The 15,691-nt window shown below is 68.8% G+C and carries 18 protein-coding genes and 1 pseudogene; 11 read left to right on the top strand and 8 right to left on the bottom strand.

Features of this window, described 5'->3' with window-relative positions:
* Positions 1-574 precede the first annotated feature (574 nt).
* The gene (locus tag ACWGH1_RS09620; RefSeq protein ID WP_453352129.1) at positions 575-2,296 is read right to left on the bottom strand and encodes a RecQ family ATP-dependent DNA helicase; all 1,722 of its coding nucleotides are present in this window, start codon (positions 2,294-2,296) and stop codon (positions 575-577) included.
* 146 nt (positions 2,297-2,442) lie between these two features.
* On the opposite strand from ACWGH1_RS09620, the gene ACWGH1_RS09615 reads away from it, so the two are divergent.
* From ACWGH1_RS09615 to ACWGH1_RS09605, 3 genes are all read left to right on the top strand, one after another.
* Entirely contained in the window at positions 2,443-2,640 is a 198-nt protein-coding gene (locus ACWGH1_RS09615) for a DUF2795 domain-containing protein (protein ID WP_453352130.1), read from the top strand.
* 466 nt (positions 2,641-3,106) lie between these two features.
* A complete protein-coding gene (locus ACWGH1_RS09610) occupies positions 3,107-4,330 on the top strand; it encodes a cytochrome P450 (RefSeq protein ID WP_453408581.1) in 1,224 nt (407 codons plus the stop codon).
* 323 nt (positions 4,331-4,653) lie between these two features.
* Positions 4,654-5,322 carry a dienelactone hydrolase family protein gene (locus ACWGH1_RS09605; RefSeq protein ID WP_453352132.1) on the top strand — a complete coding sequence of 223 codons (669 nt, stop codon included), beginning with the start codon at positions 4,654-4,656 and terminating at the stop codon, positions 5,320-5,322.
* A gap of 268 nt (positions 5,323-5,590) precedes the next feature.
* On the opposite strand, the gene ACWGH1_RS09600 is transcribed toward ACWGH1_RS09605, so the two are convergent.
* Complete coding sequence (locus ACWGH1_RS09600) at positions 5,591-6,319, bottom strand: helix-turn-helix transcriptional regulator (RefSeq protein WP_453408580.1); 729 nt, start codon at positions 6,317-6,319, stop codon at positions 5,591-5,593.
* A gap of 121 nt (positions 6,320-6,440) precedes the next feature.
* Between ACWGH1_RS09600 and ACWGH1_RS09595 the strand changes: the two genes are divergently transcribed.
* The 4 genes from ACWGH1_RS09595 (at position 6,441) to ACWGH1_RS09580 (ending at position 8,582) form a co-directional block, all read left to right on the top strand.
* Positions 6,441-6,986, top strand: a complete 546-nt coding sequence (locus ACWGH1_RS09595; protein WP_453352134.1) for a DUF2231 domain-containing protein — start codon at positions 6,441-6,443, stop codon at positions 6,984-6,986.
* A 98-nt stretch (positions 6,987-7,084) separates the two neighbouring features.
* A complete protein-coding gene (locus tag ACWGH1_RS09590; protein WP_453352135.1) occupies positions 7,085-7,510 on the top strand; it encodes a hypothetical protein in 426 nt (141 codons plus the stop codon).
* A gap of 1 nt (position 7,511) precedes the next feature.
* Positions 7,512-8,165, top strand: coding sequence for a GTP cyclohydrolase I FolE (gene folE, locus ACWGH1_RS09585; RefSeq protein WP_453352136.1), 654 nt, complete (start codon positions 7,512-7,514; stop codon positions 8,163-8,165).
* Positions 8,166-8,225: 60 nt separating this feature from the next.
* Positions 8,226-8,582: an ArsC/Spx/MgsR family protein gene (locus ACWGH1_RS09580; protein ID WP_453352137.1), complete on the top strand. Its 357-nt coding sequence runs from the start codon at positions 8,226-8,228 to the stop codon at positions 8,580-8,582.
* Between the two features lie 112 nt (positions 8,583-8,694).
* Here the strand turns inward: ACWGH1_RS09580 and ACWGH1_RS09575 are convergent, their stop codons facing one another.
* Together ACWGH1_RS09575 and ACWGH1_RS09570 are read right to left on the bottom strand one after the other, a co-directional pair.
* Complete coding sequence (locus ACWGH1_RS09575) at positions 8,695-9,201, bottom strand: DinB family protein (RefSeq protein ID WP_453352138.1); 507 nt, start codon at positions 9,199-9,201, stop codon at positions 8,695-8,697.
* Between the two features lie 118 nt (positions 9,202-9,319).
* A pseudogene (locus tag ACWGH1_RS09570) lies at positions 9,320-9,460 on the bottom strand (transposase); the annotation flags it as partial.
* Positions 9,461-10,359: 899 nt separating this feature from the next.
* On the opposite strand from ACWGH1_RS09570, the gene ACWGH1_RS09565 reads away from it, so the two are divergent.
* The 3 genes from ACWGH1_RS09565 to ACWGH1_RS09555 are packed head-to-tail and all read left to right on the top strand — an operon-like array spanning position 10,360 to position 11,480.
* Complete coding sequence (locus ACWGH1_RS09565) at positions 10,360-10,680, top strand: helix-turn-helix domain-containing protein (RefSeq protein ID WP_453352139.1); 321 nt, start codon at positions 10,360-10,362, stop codon at positions 10,678-10,680.
* Between the two features lie 3 nt (positions 10,681-10,683).
* Positions 10,684-11,115: a winged helix-turn-helix domain-containing protein gene (locus ACWGH1_RS09560; RefSeq protein WP_453352147.1), complete on the top strand. Its 432-nt coding sequence runs from the start codon at positions 10,684-10,686 to the stop codon at positions 11,113-11,115.
* Positions 11,055-11,480: a transposase gene (locus ACWGH1_RS09555; RefSeq protein WP_453352140.1), complete on the top strand. Its 426-nt coding sequence runs from the start codon at positions 11,055-11,057 to the stop codon at positions 11,478-11,480. The genes ACWGH1_RS09560 and ACWGH1_RS09555 overlap by 61 nt, the downstream gene beginning before the upstream one ends.
* Before the next feature lie 179 nt (positions 11,481-11,659).
* Here ACWGH1_RS09555 and ACWGH1_RS09550 read toward each other — a convergent pair whose 3' ends face one another.
* From ACWGH1_RS09550 to ACWGH1_RS09540, 3 genes are all read right to left on the bottom strand, one after another.
* A complete protein-coding gene (locus ACWGH1_RS09550; RefSeq protein WP_453352141.1) occupies positions 11,660-12,526 on the bottom strand; it encodes an NmrA family NAD(P)-binding protein in 867 nt (288 codons plus the stop codon).
* A gap of 54 nt (positions 12,527-12,580) precedes the next feature.
* Positions 12,581-13,042 (bottom strand): hypothetical protein, encoded by a 462-nt coding sequence (locus ACWGH1_RS09545; RefSeq protein WP_453352142.1) that lies wholly within the window; start codon positions 13,040-13,042, stop codon positions 12,581-12,583.
* A 116-nt stretch (positions 13,043-13,158) separates the two neighbouring features.
* Positions 13,159-13,680, bottom strand: a complete 522-nt coding sequence (locus tag ACWGH1_RS09540) for a MarR family winged helix-turn-helix transcriptional regulator (RefSeq protein WP_453352143.1) — start codon at positions 13,678-13,680, stop codon at positions 13,159-13,161.
* A gap of 260 nt (positions 13,681-13,940) precedes the next feature.
* Here ACWGH1_RS09540 and ACWGH1_RS09535 point away from each other — a divergent pair, with 260 nt between their 5' ends.
* Complete coding sequence (locus ACWGH1_RS09535) at positions 13,941-14,282, top strand: hypothetical protein (RefSeq protein WP_453352144.1); 342 nt, start codon at positions 13,941-13,943, stop codon at positions 14,280-14,282.
* An 815-nt stretch (positions 14,283-15,097) separates the two neighbouring features.
* Here the strand turns inward: ACWGH1_RS09535 and ACWGH1_RS09530 are convergent.
* Positions 15,098-15,691: tetratricopeptide repeat protein (locus ACWGH1_RS09530; protein ID WP_453352146.1), on the bottom strand; the 594-nt coding region annotated here is incomplete at its 5' end.

Below are 15,691 nucleotides of genomic sequence, written 5' to 3'. Positions count from 1 at the left end.
CCGTACATCCCGGTTCCGGCTCGATGACCCGCACCTGGTCCTGGCCGACGATGCGGAGGGAGAGGACCGGTTGTCCGGCTGGTCCAGCGATGATGACGCCGAAGCGCTGGCCGCCCTGACGGCGGGACAGTCCCGGGCGCCGGTGGGCCGGCTGACCGCGCCGGCACGGCCCCGTTGGCGGTGCTCGGCCAGATGCGGGTGGTCGAGCGGTTCCGATCGGGGTCGGGCGGCCTGTGGGTGAGGCTGGTCTGGCCGGCCGGTCTGCGGCGCGCGGCCGCGGAGGGTTCGGCGGGCGGCGTGATCCGGCACGGGATGACGTAGGCAGATCGTCAGCCTTGGAGTGCAGGACGCCGAAGGCGCCCAGGACCGTCTTCGACAGGAAATCCCGGCCGCGGTCGACCCGCACGTGCTTCAGGGATGCCGCCCGCGGGCCCGTAGGGGCCGGTGCGCAGCACGGCCGCGCGCAGGACCGCCAGGGATCGACGCCCGGGACGCATGGCCAGGCGCAGGCCGCGGCCGGACGCAAAGGCCGTGGCGGGGCGGGAGGCACTAGCGCCCGAGGCGGTGCACGGCGTCAGTCGGTCTGCGCCGCTGATCCGGCGGTCAGGATGGTGAGCAGGTCCTGGTCGGTGATCGCCGGCAGCGAGAGCGTGCGGTACCCCACGGTGTCGAACAGGACGGTGATGCGGTCGCCGTCCTCGCTGAGGACCAGACCCGCGCCCCATGACGTGTGCCGTACGCGGGTCCCGGCCGGGAACTCGGTGGCCGTCGGGTGCGCGGCGGGGGCGCTGTCACGCCGGGGCAACGCTGCCGGGGAGTCTGCGCAAGGCGTGGGCGCCGGGTCGCACGTGTCGCAGTTCGCGCACGCGTCCTCGTGGCCCTCGCCGAAGTACCCCAGGAGGAAGCGCCGCCGGCAGCCGGTGGTCTCCGCGTACGCCCTGACCATCTCGACCCGTGAGCGTTCCAGCATGCGCCGGGTACGGGCTGCCTCGGCGGCGCGTTTCAGGGCTTCCGCGGCCGTCAGTCCCTCCACCGCGGCCACGGCTCCCTCCTCGTCGGTGGTGGCCGCCCCGATCTCCTCCAGGAGGTTCGCGGCCGCCGTGACACGGTTGCGGGAGAAGCCGGTCTCCTCCCGGAGGTCTTCCAGCGCGAGGGGCTTCTCGTGTTCGTGCAAGCGGGCCGCCACCTCCGCGACCGTGTCCTCGGCCGGCCCCCGCGCGGCGAAGAAGTGCTGCAGGCCGGTGTCCTGCGGCCGGTAATGCAGCACCGCGACGGCCGGTTCCCCGTCCCGTCCCGCCCGGCCGACCTCCTGGTAGTAGGCGTCGAGGGAACCGGGAACGGCCGCGTGCAGGACGAAGCGCACGTCCTCCTTGTCGATGCCCATGCCGAACGCCGAGGTGGCGGCGACCACGTCGAGGTCGCCCGCGAGAAAGGCATCGTGGACCCGGGAGCGCTCCGCCGCGCGCATACCGGCGTGATAGGCGGCCGCCCGCAGGCCCAGGTCGGCGAGCTCGGCCGCGTAGCTCTCGGTGTCCTTGCGGGTTCCGGCGTACACGATGCCCGGCTTGGGCTCCGCCGCCGCCCTCTCCACGACCGCCCGGCGCTTGTCCTCGTCCTCCAGGAAGCGGCGCACCTCCAGCCTGATGTTCGGCCGGTCGAAGCCGGCGACGACCAGGACCGTGTCGCGCATGCCGAGACGCGCCACGATCTCCTCCCGCACCGGCGGTGCGGCGGTCGCCGTCAGAGCGAGCACCGTGGGGCGCCCCACTCGCTCGACCACCTGTTCCAGGCGGAGGTAGGCGGGCCGAAAATCGTGACCCCAAGTGGACACGCACTGTGCTTCATCCACCACGAAGAGCGAGGGCGCCGCCCGGGCGAGACGGTCGACCACGTCGTCCTTCGCGAGTTGCTCCGGGGAGAGGAAGAGGTATTCGACGTCGCCGCTGCTCACGGCTTCCCACGCGGCGGCCGTTTGCTGTGCGCCCTGGTCCGAGTTCACGGCGGCACCTTCGGGCGCATCGTGGCGCAGGAGCCCGGCGATCTGATCGCGCTGGAGTGCCAGCAGCGGCGATACGACAGCGGTCGGGCCGGGCTGACAGAGCGCGGCCACCTGGTAGACGGCAGACTTCCCCGCCCCCGTCGGCATCACGACGAGGGTGTCCTGTCCCCGCACCACTGCTTCCATCGCCTCGAGTTGTCCCGGCCGCAGGGCGTCCCAGCCGAACACCTCGAAGGCCGTGCGCCTGAGCCGGTCGGCGTCGGCACGCCTCTTCGATGCCGTTGGGGGCATGGACATGGCACCTCCTGTTGGCCGCCGCCCGCCGTTGACCGGTCTGAGAGTCGCCCCCTGCCCCGAATCGCTCGTCTTATTCCGGGAAGCGGCAAAGAGCGGAAACAGTGACAACGGTGAGAACGCCCTACTGAGCAGAGGAGGAGACCACCATGGCCGAGGTCAGTCCCATCGACGTGCAGAAGGCCCTCAAGGGTGCCCAGTACCCCGCCAGCGCTGACGACCTCGCCTCGCTGGCCAAGAGGAACGGAGCCGACCAGACCGTTGTCGAGAAGCTCGAGGGTTCCGGATCCAAGCGGTACGACGGTCCCGATGACGTCCAGAAAGCCGTCTTCGGCAGCGGCTCTTGACCTTCCCCGTTCCCTTTCCGCGGCAACGCCCGCGGGAAGGGAGACGTCCGCACGGGCGCGCCCGGGACGACACTCGACGCCCGGCGGGCCGCACTGATGTCCAACCCCCAGCGGCCCGGGGCCCGACGTAGCGGCCTGGGCGGGGGCCACCCCCAGGGAGAGGAGAGCTGGAGGCCGAGCGCGGTCACGGAGGGAGGCCCGCGCGGGTGACGGGGCCGATCCCGTACGACGTGTGATCGACATGGGTGGCGCGGCCGACACGGCGCAGCCGACCATGACGGCGACCCCTCCGCCGTACCCTCCAGCGGTGCTGTCCGGCCGGCCGCGGGCGAGAAGACCGTCGTACCTGCATACCGGCCGCTCCACAGCAAGCCTCCAGGGCGCGGCAGAGTGAACAACTGCGGCGAGGCGGGTGGCGGCGCGTAGTCGAACGCTTGCCGGGCGCGCGGTCGGGTACCCGAGTCTCATGCCCACCATCTTGGACAGCACCCTGTCTCTCTTGGCCCAGGGATACGCCTGGCTACCCAACCGGATGCGCACCACAGCGGACGGCACGTTCAGGACCCGCCTGCTGGGCCGACCGACGATCGCGCTACGCGGCCCGGAAGCCGTCGGCTTCTTCTACGACGAGCGCCACGTGCTGCGGACGGCAGCCCTGCCTGGTCCGGTACTCGACACCCTGTTCGGCCGGGGCGCAGTACACACCCTCGACGGTGACGCCCACCGGGTCCGCAAAGCGATGTTCGTCGCCCTTCTCAAGGACGAAACCGGCGTGGCTTCCTTCGGTGACCACATCAGCCGGCGGTGGCGCGAATCCGTGGCGGAATGGAAACGCGACCGTGTGGTGCTCTTCGATGAGGCGGCCAAGGTCCTCGCTCTAGCCGTCTGCGACTGGGTCGGTGTCCCGCTCTCCGACGCGGAGACCGCCGAAATGGCGCGCGACTGCACAGCCATGGTCGACGGCTTCGCCACTCCCGGCCCCCGGCACCTGCGCGCCCGCCGCGCCCGCGCCCGCCAGGAGATGGCCCTCGCCGAGCTGATTACCCGCACCCGCGAAACGCAAGAGGCAGACGCCAAGAGTTCAGCTTTGGAAACGGTGGCTTGGCACCGCGACCTGGACGGGAACCTCCTGAGCCCGCACACCGCCGCGGTGGAACTCCTCAACATCATCCGGCCCGCGGTCGCCGTCGCCTGGTTCGCCACCTTCGCCGCACACGCCCTGCACCGCTGGCCCCACCACCTCGATCCCCTGAGCTCCGACCCCGAGGGAACCTACGCCGTAGCGTTCGCCCACGAGGTGCGGCGCTTCTATCCCTTCGCCCCCTTCGTGGGCGGTCTCGCCGCCCGTGACCTGATCTGGCACGGCGTGGACATCCCGAAGGACACCCTGGTCCTGCTGGACCTCTACGGACAGGACCACGACCCGGTCCTGTGGGAGCGGCCTTACCGCTTCGACCCGCACCGCTTCACCGGTGCGAAGAGCCCGCTCGACCACCTGATCCCCCAGGGCGGCGGCCACGCCGCTCACGGTCACCGCTGCCCGGGCGAGGACATCACCGTGACGGCCCTCGCAGTCATCGCCACGGAGCTGGCGGGGCTCGACTACGACGTCCCCGACCAGGACCTGACCATTCCCCTCTCCCGCATTCCGACCGCTCCGCGCAGCGGCTTCGTTCTGCATCTGCGCTGACCCGGTCCCGAAGTCGCCTGCTCGCACCAGACACGAGCAGGCGCGGACTACAACCTCATCTGGTGCTCAAGAGCTGCTGGGGATGCCTTGCGGCTGATAAAACAGGATGCCGAGCGCAAGGGTGACACCGGTACTCGTGGCCTCTTTGCGCAAGGCCCGGCCGACGGCCGCACGGGCGCCGCAAGCGGCTCGTCGGAAGCCGCTTCGGCTGGCTCCCCCCGCACCTCGTCGGGGACGCGGCCATGGCGTGCGGCACTTGATCTGCGCGTATACGGGTTGTTGCGGGGGCAGCCGCACGGTGTGGTCCGGTTGGGAAGGAGAGGATGACGGTGGTGGACTCGCAAACGGTTTCCATACCGGTCGATGGCTCGACCATTTCCGGTGACCTGGTGCTTCCTCCCCGTCCCTGCGCGGTGGTGGTCTTCGCCCATGGCAGCGGCAGTTCCCGGCACAGTCCGCGCAACCAGGCCGTGGCCGCGTCGCTGCGGCAGACGGGCCTCGGGACGCTACTGATGGATCTGCTGACCGTGCGGGAGGAGCGGGCCGACATGGCGACAGGGGGGCATCGCTTCGACATCGGCCTACTGGGACGGCGTCTCGTGTCGGCGATCGACTGGCTCGGTACCCTGCCGGCCACCGCATCGATTCCTCTGGGACTCTTCGGGGCGAGCACTGGAGCTGCGGCCGCGCTGGTGGCTGCGGCCGAACGGCCCGGTCGTGTGGGCTCGCTCGTGTCACGTGGCGGCCGGCCGGATCTGGCTGGCGACGACGTTCTGAGCCGGGTGCGGGCGCCGGTCCTCCTGATCGTGGGCGGCGCTGACAGGAACGTCCTGGAGCTCAACCGTGCGGCCGCCGCACTGCTGCGTGCACCTCACCGGCTGCAGGTGGTCCCCGGAGCGACGCACCTGTTCGAGGAACCCGGGGCTCTGGAAACCGTCGCCGCGGCGGCGCGTGATTGGTTCCTGCGGCCCGCCCCCGAGGAGAAGCCGTGAAGCCCCGGTCACGGCACAGTTCCCGGCGGTGGCGCCCAGAGCCGGCAAGGCCCGACTTCCCCCCGGACGGGAGGCTCTCAAGGTGCGGAACTCCCCCTGTACCTGTGTTGGTCACGCACCGCGGTGCCCCGGATTGCTGCACTGGGCCGAGCTGACGCAGGCGCCACCAGGCGACAGTCCGACGCAGCCACTACCGACGACGCCGTCCTCGATGGCGCGCACGGCGGCGGCACGATCACGTTCGCGTCCTTCTTGTGGGATGTGTCCCTCAGGGCTGGGCGGGCGTGGGGTGCAGTTCGACGCAGCATTCGCCAGGGCGGGGCGCGAGGACGGCCGCAATGCCGGTGATCTGCATGGCTTGCAGGTAGCCGGTGATGAAGGCGTGGTTCATGCCGCACACCAGGTCGGGGGCTTTGGCCGCGAGGGGGTGGAAGGGGCAGTTGTGGAGGCGTAGCCGGTCCGGGGCTTCGCGGAAAGGTTCGAAGCCGTGCCGGTTGAGCATGCGTTCGCAGGCGGTGAGGCCGCGCTCGGAACCGATCCGGCCGGGACGTGTCTGCTCACGTTGTGCCTCGCCCAGTTCCCGGCCTCGCTGGTCTGCGGTGCGTACGGCCGCCTCGGTGGCGGTTTCGTCGTCGCCTTCGGTCAGGACGGCCTGCAGGAGCAGGTCTGCCAGCAGTTCGTGGCGCCGGTCGGGGATGCTGACGCGGATTTCGGTGTCGGTGGGTTCGTAGACCTTGGGCTGGCGTCCGACTTTGCGGATCACGCCTGGGGCTCCGTAACGGGCTCGTAGGAGGCCGGCGTCGACGAGCTTGTCGAGGTGGAAAGCGGCGAGTTTGCGGGATATGCCGACGCTCTCGGCGGCCTCGTCCCGGGTCACGGGTCGGCGGGCGCGACGGATGAAGGCGTACATCTGCCGTCGGGAGTCCTCACCGAGGACGCTGAGGGAATCGATAGCCGCATCGCCCGCGGGGACCGGCGGAGTCATGTCGGAAGCCACCTCCTCAAAGTAACCCCCATGTGGGTGGGCGGAGGGGTTGATTCGGGAACGTGATCAGGCACACTTGACCCCCGAACCGAATAACGGAAAGATCTGTTAGCGAAACTGGAGGTGGTTCGACATGGATGACTCACTGCACCGGCAGGCGAAACGGCCGGTGAGCGCAGCGTTGGCGGGCCCGTACGGGCATCCGTTTCACCCGATCCTGGTGACCGTGCCCATCGGCGCCTGGGTCGCGGGCCTGGTCTTCGACATCGCCTCCCATGTCGTGGACGACCCGGAGTTCCTGAGCCGCGGAGCGATGTGGCTGATCGCCGTCGGGGTGATCGGTGCCCTCGCGGCGGCAATGGTCGGTTTTCTGGACCTGTTCGCGATCCCGCCCCGCACCCGGGCGTTCCGCGTCGGGCTCACCCACATGACGCTGAACCTGCTCGTGACCGCCGCGTACGCGGGGAACTTCCTGTGGCGGCACGCAGGCCACGGACCGTCCGGCAGTGTCGGAGCCGGGATGCTCACCCTGAACGCCGTCAGCCTGGCTGTCCTGGGTTTCTCCGGCTTCCTGGGCGGAAAACTCGCCTACCGCTACGGCGTCCGTGTCGTGGACGAGTCCGCCCAGGCCGAGGGCTTCGTCCCCACCGACAGCCGGCCACGCCCGCCATCCGGCTGACCCGCAAACCCGATTCCACCCCACCTCGCCCCACCGTCGCCGTTGCCGGTATCGGTGACCGTCGCCCGTAGTCAGTTCCCCACCAAGGAGTCCCCCCAATGGACATCGCCGCACTGATCACCTGGGTGATCACCGCTCTCGGCGGCTTCTACATGCTCGGCACCTGGCTCTCGCGCGGCGGTGGCCGAGGAGGTTCCAGCCGGCTGCCCGTGCCCGTCGTCTTCGGGCACTTCGCTCTCGCCGCGATCGGCCTGGTCGTCTGGATCGTCTACGTGGTCTCCGACAAGGATGCGCTGGCCTGGACGGCCTTCGGCCTGCTACTGCCGGTCGCCCTGCTCGGTTTCACGATGTTCGCCCGCTGGATCCCCGTCTACCGCAGCCGTACCGCCGCCAGCACTACCGGGCAGCAGGCCGAGCCGGCCGAGCGGTACTTCCCGGTGCCGGTAGTCGCCGGACACGGCCTGTTCGCCGTCGTCACCGTCGTCCTGGTCCTGCTGACCGCCCTCGGGATCGGTGGCGGCTGACATGAGCCGGCTAGTCCACACCCCCGTGTCCTTCACTTCGGGCGATCCCCAGATACCGGTACCGGTGACGGCCGCCCTGCGCGTCGTCCACGAAACGGACAGCGTTGACCTGGCCGCCGCCGAACACGCGGCGGGCCAATTCCTGCGGGCTCTCGGCATCGCCACCACCTCCGAGAATCTGCGCGGCACCCCGGGCCGGATGGCGCGCGCGTACGCCGAACTGTTCAGCCCGCGCCCGTTCGACCTGACCACCTTTCCCAACGACGAGGACTACGACGAACTCGTGCTGGCCCGCAGCATTCCGCTGCGGTCGGTGTGCGAACACCACCTGCTGCCCTTCGTCGGCACCGCCCACGTCGGATACCTGCCCGGCAAGCGCATCCTGGGCCTGTCCAAACTGGCCCGCATCGTCGAACACTTCGCCTGCCGCCCCCAGGTACAAGAGCGCCTGACCAAGCAGATCGCCGACTGGCTCCAGACGCACCTGGAACCGAAGGGTGTGGGCGTCGTCATCGAAGCCGAACACAGCTGTATGACGCTGCGCGGCGTCCAGGCCACCGGCACCAGCACTCTGACCTCCACCCTCCTCGGCACCCTGCGCAGCGACGCCCGCTCCCGAAGCGAATTCCTCGCCCTGACCGCCCTGCGCTCCTGAACCGACCCGCGGCCCAGCGCCTACGACCCCTCCCTGAACGACCACGACGGACACGAGTGCATGGAAATCTGGATCAACCCCGCCTGCTCCAAGTGCCAATCGGCCCTGTCCGCGCTGGACGCGGAGGATGCTCAGTACACGGTCAGGCACTACCTTCAGGAGCCGCCGACGGTGGCGGAACTCGAAGAGCTCCTGCGACGGCTGGGCCTGGAGCCGTGGGACATCGCCCGCACCGGCGAACCTACGGCCACCGAGCTGGGCCTCACCTCGTGGCCCCGTGAACCAGCCCACCGTGGCCGATGGATCAAGGCGCTCGCCACCCATCCGATTCTGATTCAACGGCCGATCATCACCGCCGAGGACGGAACAGCGGTGGTGGCCCGCTCCCCCGAGTCACTCCGCTCGCTCCTGCCGTAACCAGCCCGGAGTATCTGGAGGGGTGTGGCCGAAGGCGTGGGTCCGGTGTTCGACGAGCTATCTGAAGGCACGAGCGGCGGCGCTCTGGGCGAAGTCGGCCTGTCCGCCCGATTCAGTCACCGGTCGTGCCGTCGAGCATCTCACGCAGGATGTCCAGGTGGCCGTTGTGGCGGGCCGTCTCCTCGGTGAGGTGAAGGAGAATCCAACGGAGGTCGACGTGGAGGCCGTTGCGGACAGCTCGTTTGGCCTGGCTGTCCAGGCCATTCCCGGCGACCAGTTCTCGGTAGCGGGCGCTCTGTTCGGCGTATTCGTCGAGCAACTGGGTGAGGGGGAAGTCGACGGCGATACGCATCTCGCGGTCGGGGTCCTCCTCGGTCCAGGGGCCCTGGTCTTCCTCGCCGAGGAAGACCACCTGGAACCAGTAGTACTCGACCCAGCGGAGGTGGTTGATCACTCCGTTCATGGTCATCAAGGGGGAGCCCGGCAGGAGCGCCTTGCGGGCGTTCTCCGCAGAGACGCCGGCGCACTTGGCTCGGGCGGTGTCACGTGTGTAGTCGAGAAACGTGGTGAGCTGGGTGCGTTCGTCCCACGCGGGCGGCGTGTCGTCGATTCTGGTCATCGCGTGCAGCGTCCCCGATCACCGCGACCGACGTCGAGCTATTTATCGGCGGTCCGCTTCGCCTGGCCCCTCGTCCGGCGGATCGTTACAGTGATTCAGCCTCTGCGGGCCGCCGAGGTCATGGAAGACTCCGGTGGCTCTTCCTTGGTATCGGGGACCTCTGCGGCAGAGCTTCGTAGTCACGTGCCAGGCGGCGGCGCTGCATCAGCCAGCCGAAGGTGCGCTCGATCACCCACCGCTTGGGCAACGGCTGGAAGCCGCATCTTGCGCTCAGGTAAGCCACAGCCAGCTCGCCTCAAACCATATTAACCCTGAGTTTTCCGGAGCATCACACTAGGTTCGCCGCTGCAACCGGCGAGCAGGGCGGTGGCGGCAAGCAGGCCGATGATGGTGCGGGTGCGCATGGGTCCCCCCAGGTGGAATGTTGCGTGGCATCATGCCGGGCGGGCGGTTACGTCCGTCGATCTCACGCGCACGCGATGTCACGCGTCACTCGCAAGTCGAGATAGCCACTCCGCCCCCACGGCCTACGCCGATCGCGTCACAGGCAAGACGCTCCTAGACTGGTGAAGGATTCTGGCCGAATGCTGCGGCGATCCGGCACCCAGCAGATCCTCAGTCTTCTTCGCCGCCCATCCCTCCGAAATTGCAATCGGGGAGGCAAGGATGAACAGCTCGCATTATTTCCCCGCCGTTGGAATCTTACTGTGTGCTGCCCTCACATTTCCGTCTGCATCGGCAGCGGGCGCCACCGCGCCTGCTGTGGAGAGGGCGGTACAGCACCGCAGTCCACAGGCCATTGCACAGGATCCCCCTTGGTCGGGATGCGTCTACTACTTGGAGTTGAATCAGCCCTATTGGCGAGGCCACTGTGATGGTTACCGAGTGGGTGAGCGAGCTGGAAAAAGGGCCGGCTGGAGCTGTTCCCGCTGGGGCCCTCCGGTGTTCCGGCCAACCACTGCCTACGAAGTAGGCTACGCCACTGGTTACAGAGTGGCTTACAGGTACTACTACCGGGTGTACCTCAGCCAGAAAGCATGCGAGCTCCGGTCCGGACAGGATCCTCGTGGGCCCATTACCCGCTGAAAGCACCTGCCCCACCATACTCAGACTGTCGTTGGATGTCGTGCGAGGAGGTGTGGGTGGGAGGCTGTCGAGGTGGCTTATCGACCTTCGCCCTCTGCGGCCTGCGCCTCCCTTCCTCCCTTGTTGCGGCCTCAGTTGGCGGAGGCGCGCCGTGTTCGGGCGGTCGAGTTTTTCGAGGGCGGTGTCTCGAACGCGGAGATCGCGCGGGCGGTCGGGGTGTGTGCGGAGAGCGTGCGGCGATGGCGGCGGGCATGGGAGGAAGGTGGTGCTTCGGCCCTGCGGCGGCGTGCTGCCACCGGTCGTCCACCCAAGCTGGACGACGCGCAGGTCGAGACCGTCCGGGCCGCGTTGGAGAGAGGAGCACAAGCCCATGGTTTCGAGGCCGGCCTGTGAACCCTGGAGCGATTCGTCGCCGTCGTTGAGCGTGTGACGGGAGTGGTGCTGTCGAGGGCGTCGGTGTGGCGGTCGCTGACCGGCCGGCTCGGATGGAGTCTGCAACGCCCCGAGTGGCGGGCAGTCGAGAGGGACGAGTCGGAGATCGCCCGCTGGATCGCACACGAGTGGCCGCCGATCAAAGGGGCCGTGAACACACGTGCCTGGATCGTGTTCCTCGACGAATCAGGCGTCTCCCTGCTGCCTCAGATCCGCCGCACCTACGCACCCCGAGGTCGGACCCCGTTGCTGCAGCACCGGCTGAACTGGAAGCGCGCGTCGATGGCCGGGGCCCTGGGATACCACTCCACCGACCCCGGTCGAGGGGCCCGCCTGTGCTTCCATCTGCCGGCAGCTACGACACCGCCGCACTCATCGAGGTCCTGGAGCAGATAAAGGTGTTCTACCGCGGCCAGCGGGCCGTCCTGGTCCGGGACGGCCTGTCCGCCCATTGGAGCCGGGCGATGCGGGCTTGGGCCGCGGGCCAGGACTGGCTCACCCAGGGGCGATCACCCGCCTACGTTCCCGAGCTGAACCCGGTGGAGCCGCTGTGGTCCTCACTCAAGAAACGTGAACTCGCCAACCTCGCCGGCGACCACCTCGCCGATGTCGCCGACGCCACCGAGCAAGGCATCCACCGCATCAACCACAACCCACAACTGCCATGGCCCTTCCTCGCCCACACCGGCCTGACCATCCACCCACCACACCCACCGAACTTACGAAGGATCAGTAAGTCATCTGGTTGCCGGCAGGGATGAGGAGTTGGCCGGTGGCGCGCAGGTGGAATGGGATGGCCGTCTTGGGGGTGACGAGGTAAGCCAGGGTGGTCGAGTCTGTGCCTCACTCGTGGCGTGGCGGTGGCCGGCCGCCCCACCCAGGCGGCTGGCCACTGCCATTCCAGAAGGGTGGGGGCGGGAGCAGACGGTTGAGCGGTCGGTCAGGCGGTCTGGGTGAACGTGTGGAGATGTTCGCGGAGGAAGGTGCCCAGTGTCCTGGCGGGGCGGCCGAGGATGGTCTCGATGGTGTTGTTGGGGGATTCCGGGCGCTCGCTGGCCAATTGCTGGATCTCCACCACGTGACTGGCGAGCCAGGGCGGCATATGTGCGGTCGACAGGAGGTGGCCGTGGAACTCGTTCGGTGGCAGGTCGATGTAGCGGACGGGGCGGCGAATCAGCTCGCCGAGTAGCCGGGCGAGCTCGGGGTGGCTGAAGGCCCTCGGGCCGGTCAGGGTGTAGGTGGTGCCGGCAAGGTCGGGGCGCAGGAGAGTTTCTGCGGCCACGTCGGCAATGTCCCGGACGTCGATGTAGTTGCAGGGTGCTTCCCGCATGGCCCCGATGAGTACGCCCTGGGCGATCGCTGGGGCGTTCAGGAGCAGCTTCTGCATGAATGCGTATGGTCGGAGCAGCGTAGCCGTCATGTCGGTTGTCGCCAGGTGTGCCTCGACCCGCCAGTGGCCGCGCGAGATCGCCACCGGTGAGGCGGGCTCTGCTGCTGGGGCGGAGAGTTTGACCACGTGCCTTACCCCGCACTGGGCTGCGGCATCTATCACGTTGGTTTCCAGCGCGGCTTGGCGCGGGCTGTTGGCCATGGCGAGGAACAGTTGCGTGGATCCCTCGAACGCATCGCGGAGCGTTTGAGGGTCTGCGGCGTCCGCACCGACGATCTCGACGGGCGTGTCGGTGCCGGTGACGGCGCGCAGCTCGTCGGGGGTACGGCTGACGGCGCGGCAGGGGACTTCCAGTTCGGTGAGCCGCCGGAGCAGAGCGCCGCCAGTGGCACCAGTGGCACCGATGATGGTGATCACAGTGTGCTGCCTTTCGTGGGTGAGAGCTTCGGAGAGTCGGGTGGAAGGGCTGGGTCAGGCCTGTTGCCGGGATGTCGTTCCGTGCCACCGCCAGGTGACGATGGCGGCGGCCAGGGCGGCCGACAGCGGCAAGTCGATCCGCAGCCGCTCCAGCCATGCGGCATCGGGCACCGGTGTGTGCGACGGCAGCCAGTCGCATCCAAACCACCCGGCCAGGCCGCCGATTCCGGCCGCTGCAATGGCAAGTGCGAGCGTGAGTACCGGTCGCGGCGCCGAGGCTGTCCAGCGCCGAGGTCGGCCACGGTGGTGCAGCCACGCGCCGAGGAAGCAGGCCACCAGGGCTGATGTGGCCCCGATGGAGGTGAAGGCGGCCGTGGTCAGTTCGGGCTGGCCGCTAAGGAATCCGCCGAGCCCGGCGGTGAACGCGGGGGCCAGGTAGGCGGTCGCGACTTCCTTCCACAGGATGAAAGGGCGCGTTGCGAAACCTCGTGGGGCGGTTCTGGGAGGGGAACTCATACAACTCCTCAAATATACTTAGCTGGCTAACTAGTTACTTAGGCGGCTAACTATCGGGGTGTGGGAGAGTGCCGTGCAGTCGACACAGCTGCCGTCGCGCGGAAGTGATGCCGTAGCTATTCGGCAGTCAATGCACCGATCCGCCGAGTGATCCGCTCCAGGAGGTCGAGGAACAGCCCGCGTTCGTCGGCGGCCAGTCCACCGACCAACTCTTCAAGCCGTGCGAAGTGGTCCGCGGCCATATCGCGCAGCAGTCGGCCGCCGCGCGCTGTGAGTACGACCACTGCGCCCCGCCCGTCCTCCACGGAGGCGCGGCGAGCCACCAGACCCTCTCGCTCCAGGCCGACGACCAGGCCGGTCACTGTGGCGCGCGAGACGCCAAGGCTCTTCGCGAGCTGCGACGGCGACTTCTCCCCGTCGCTGTCCTCGAGATCCACCAGGAGGCGATAGCGCCCGGTCGACAGCCCGGAACGCGCAAAGTGCACTTCGGACGCCCGGTCCAGGCGCGCCCCGGCAGCCATCAGGCGCACTGCAACAAGCACCGCCTGCGGGTCGGCGTCAAGCCCGTACCGCGCGATCTGCTTCTGCGCCTGTTCGAGCGTGGGCGCAGCGCCGGGGTTCGCATCCTCGTCACTCATAAGAAGTAATATGGCGGCTAACTACCTGGCAGTCAAGTCGCCGAGGGCATGGCAGCCATAGACCATGGATAGCTCAGCCCCCGACTACAGCCCGGCGGGCCTGTGTTTCGGCGTCCGCATCGCAGCGGGCTCCAGGCCTCGCCGCCTCACCCCGGTCAGCGACCCAGCCGCCCATCGGCGACGCCGGAGGTACGGGCCTACCTCACGCGCCGGCCAGACGGCACGTCCTGATGCATCGTCGAGAGCACCGTACGGAATACGTGCCCGACGGTCATATGGTCCGCCTGGCCGCGAACATCAACCACCTTGGCCGCCCGCCGGTGTGCATCGTCATGTGGCTCGGCATGCCCATGGCCGCTCAGGCAGTGCAGGATGCCTTCGCCTTCGTGCCCCGATTCGTGCCATGGGACGGTGAAAGCCCCCGAAGCTTCTTCGCCTTCACAGGCGCCGCAACAGGACTTTGGACCATGGCCGTGATCATCGGCTGGAGAAGCACCTCGGTGCGCGCCGGACTGGTCGACGGCCTGGGGTTACGGCCTACATCGATGCGTCAGGCACTGCGGTGGGCGGCTGTAGGGCTCGGCGCAGCGGTGGTCTTGTGAGCAATGGTCCAAAGCCGTTCTCCAGGTGCCGGGCCTGACTTACGTTGCCCCCGCCGAGGATCCGCGGCAAGTCGCCGTTGCCGAGATGTGGTGGCCAGATCGCGCAGGTGGTCGCGGGCATCGCGCACGGGGCCGAGGGCCAGGTGCCTGTCGGTTTTGGGACCGTGTCGGCGGCCTCGGGCGCGTCTTTGCGGGTGGTCTCGACGAGGGACGCGATCGGGTTGGCCGTGGCGACGGGGTTCATCGCGCGGATCATGTCGCCGATGTCCTCAATGTAATGCGGCGGGAACTGATCACGCTCTCCTGCGGGATCAGCGTGCACCCGTTCTGGCGGGCGGGCGGGTACACAGCGCGCCTCGACAGGCGGCCGAGACAGCTTCGGGCGGGGAGCCGGAGCCGATGGTGCGGTACGCCGACGGCGCCTTCACGGTGCCCATCCGGGGAAGCGAACCTGATGAGCGGGACCCGGGAGCGCCTGGATCGGTGTCGGGCCGTCCACGCCTGGCTGACCTGGCAGCAGCACCAGGTCCAGCGCACCATCACCGCGCTCGAAGCGGCCCTGGCCGAGGAGCAAAGCCGGCTTCCTCTGCCACCTCCCCCGGACTGGAAAGCAGAGGCCATCCGCACCGCCGCCGGCCTCCAGGCGCTGCGCGTCCACGTCGGTGCATGTGGGATGGGCAAGGCGAAGCCTTCCCGGACTGCCCCGACCGGCCGCGGTTCCCCAGTTCGGAACTGCGGCCGGACGCGGTTTACCGCTTCGGAGACGGTGTACGGCTTCGGCGTCCGCGGCTGCTGACGGCGCACGCCCCGCCTCACTACCGGTCGTCGGAGAGCACCGGGTCCTGGGCCTTGCGGCGGCGTCCCCAACGCTTGGTCTCCAGCTGGAGGTCGGCCTGCTCCGACGACGGCTCGTCCGCGGGTGCGAACGCGAGAACCTCCGTCTTCGCGGGCCGCTCCGGGGACGAGGAGGCAGCGGTGTCCACGGCCGCCGACACGGCCGTGGATCCCGAGGGGAGATCCACGATGAGCGGTACCAGACTGACCTTGGAGTCAATACTGGCATCGCTCCTGGCGTCGCTCTGGCCCTTGGCCTCGCTCTGGCTCTTGCCCTTGCGTGCCCGCCACAGCCCCCGGGACTGCAGGGCGGTGCCGAGGTTGTTCAGGACCCGGCTCTCGTTGTCGCCCATCTCGGTGAACCGGGCGGCGGCCTGCTGATGTGCGTCGATGGCCTCGTCGAACCGCCGGACCTGCTGCAAAGCCATGCCCAAATTGTTCAGGGCGCGGCCCTCACCCTCGTGGTCGCCGAGTTCCGTGAACCGGGCGGCGGCCTGCTGATGTGCGTCGATGGCCTCCTCGAACCGCCGCACCTGCTGCAAAGCCGTACCCAGATTGTTCAGGGCCCGGCCCTC

The sequence above is a fragment of the Streptomyces sp. NPDC054883 genome (assembly GCF_053610645.1).
The sequence above is the reverse complement of the archived record's forward strand: the minus strand, read 5'-3'. Positions and strand labels throughout refer to the sequence as shown.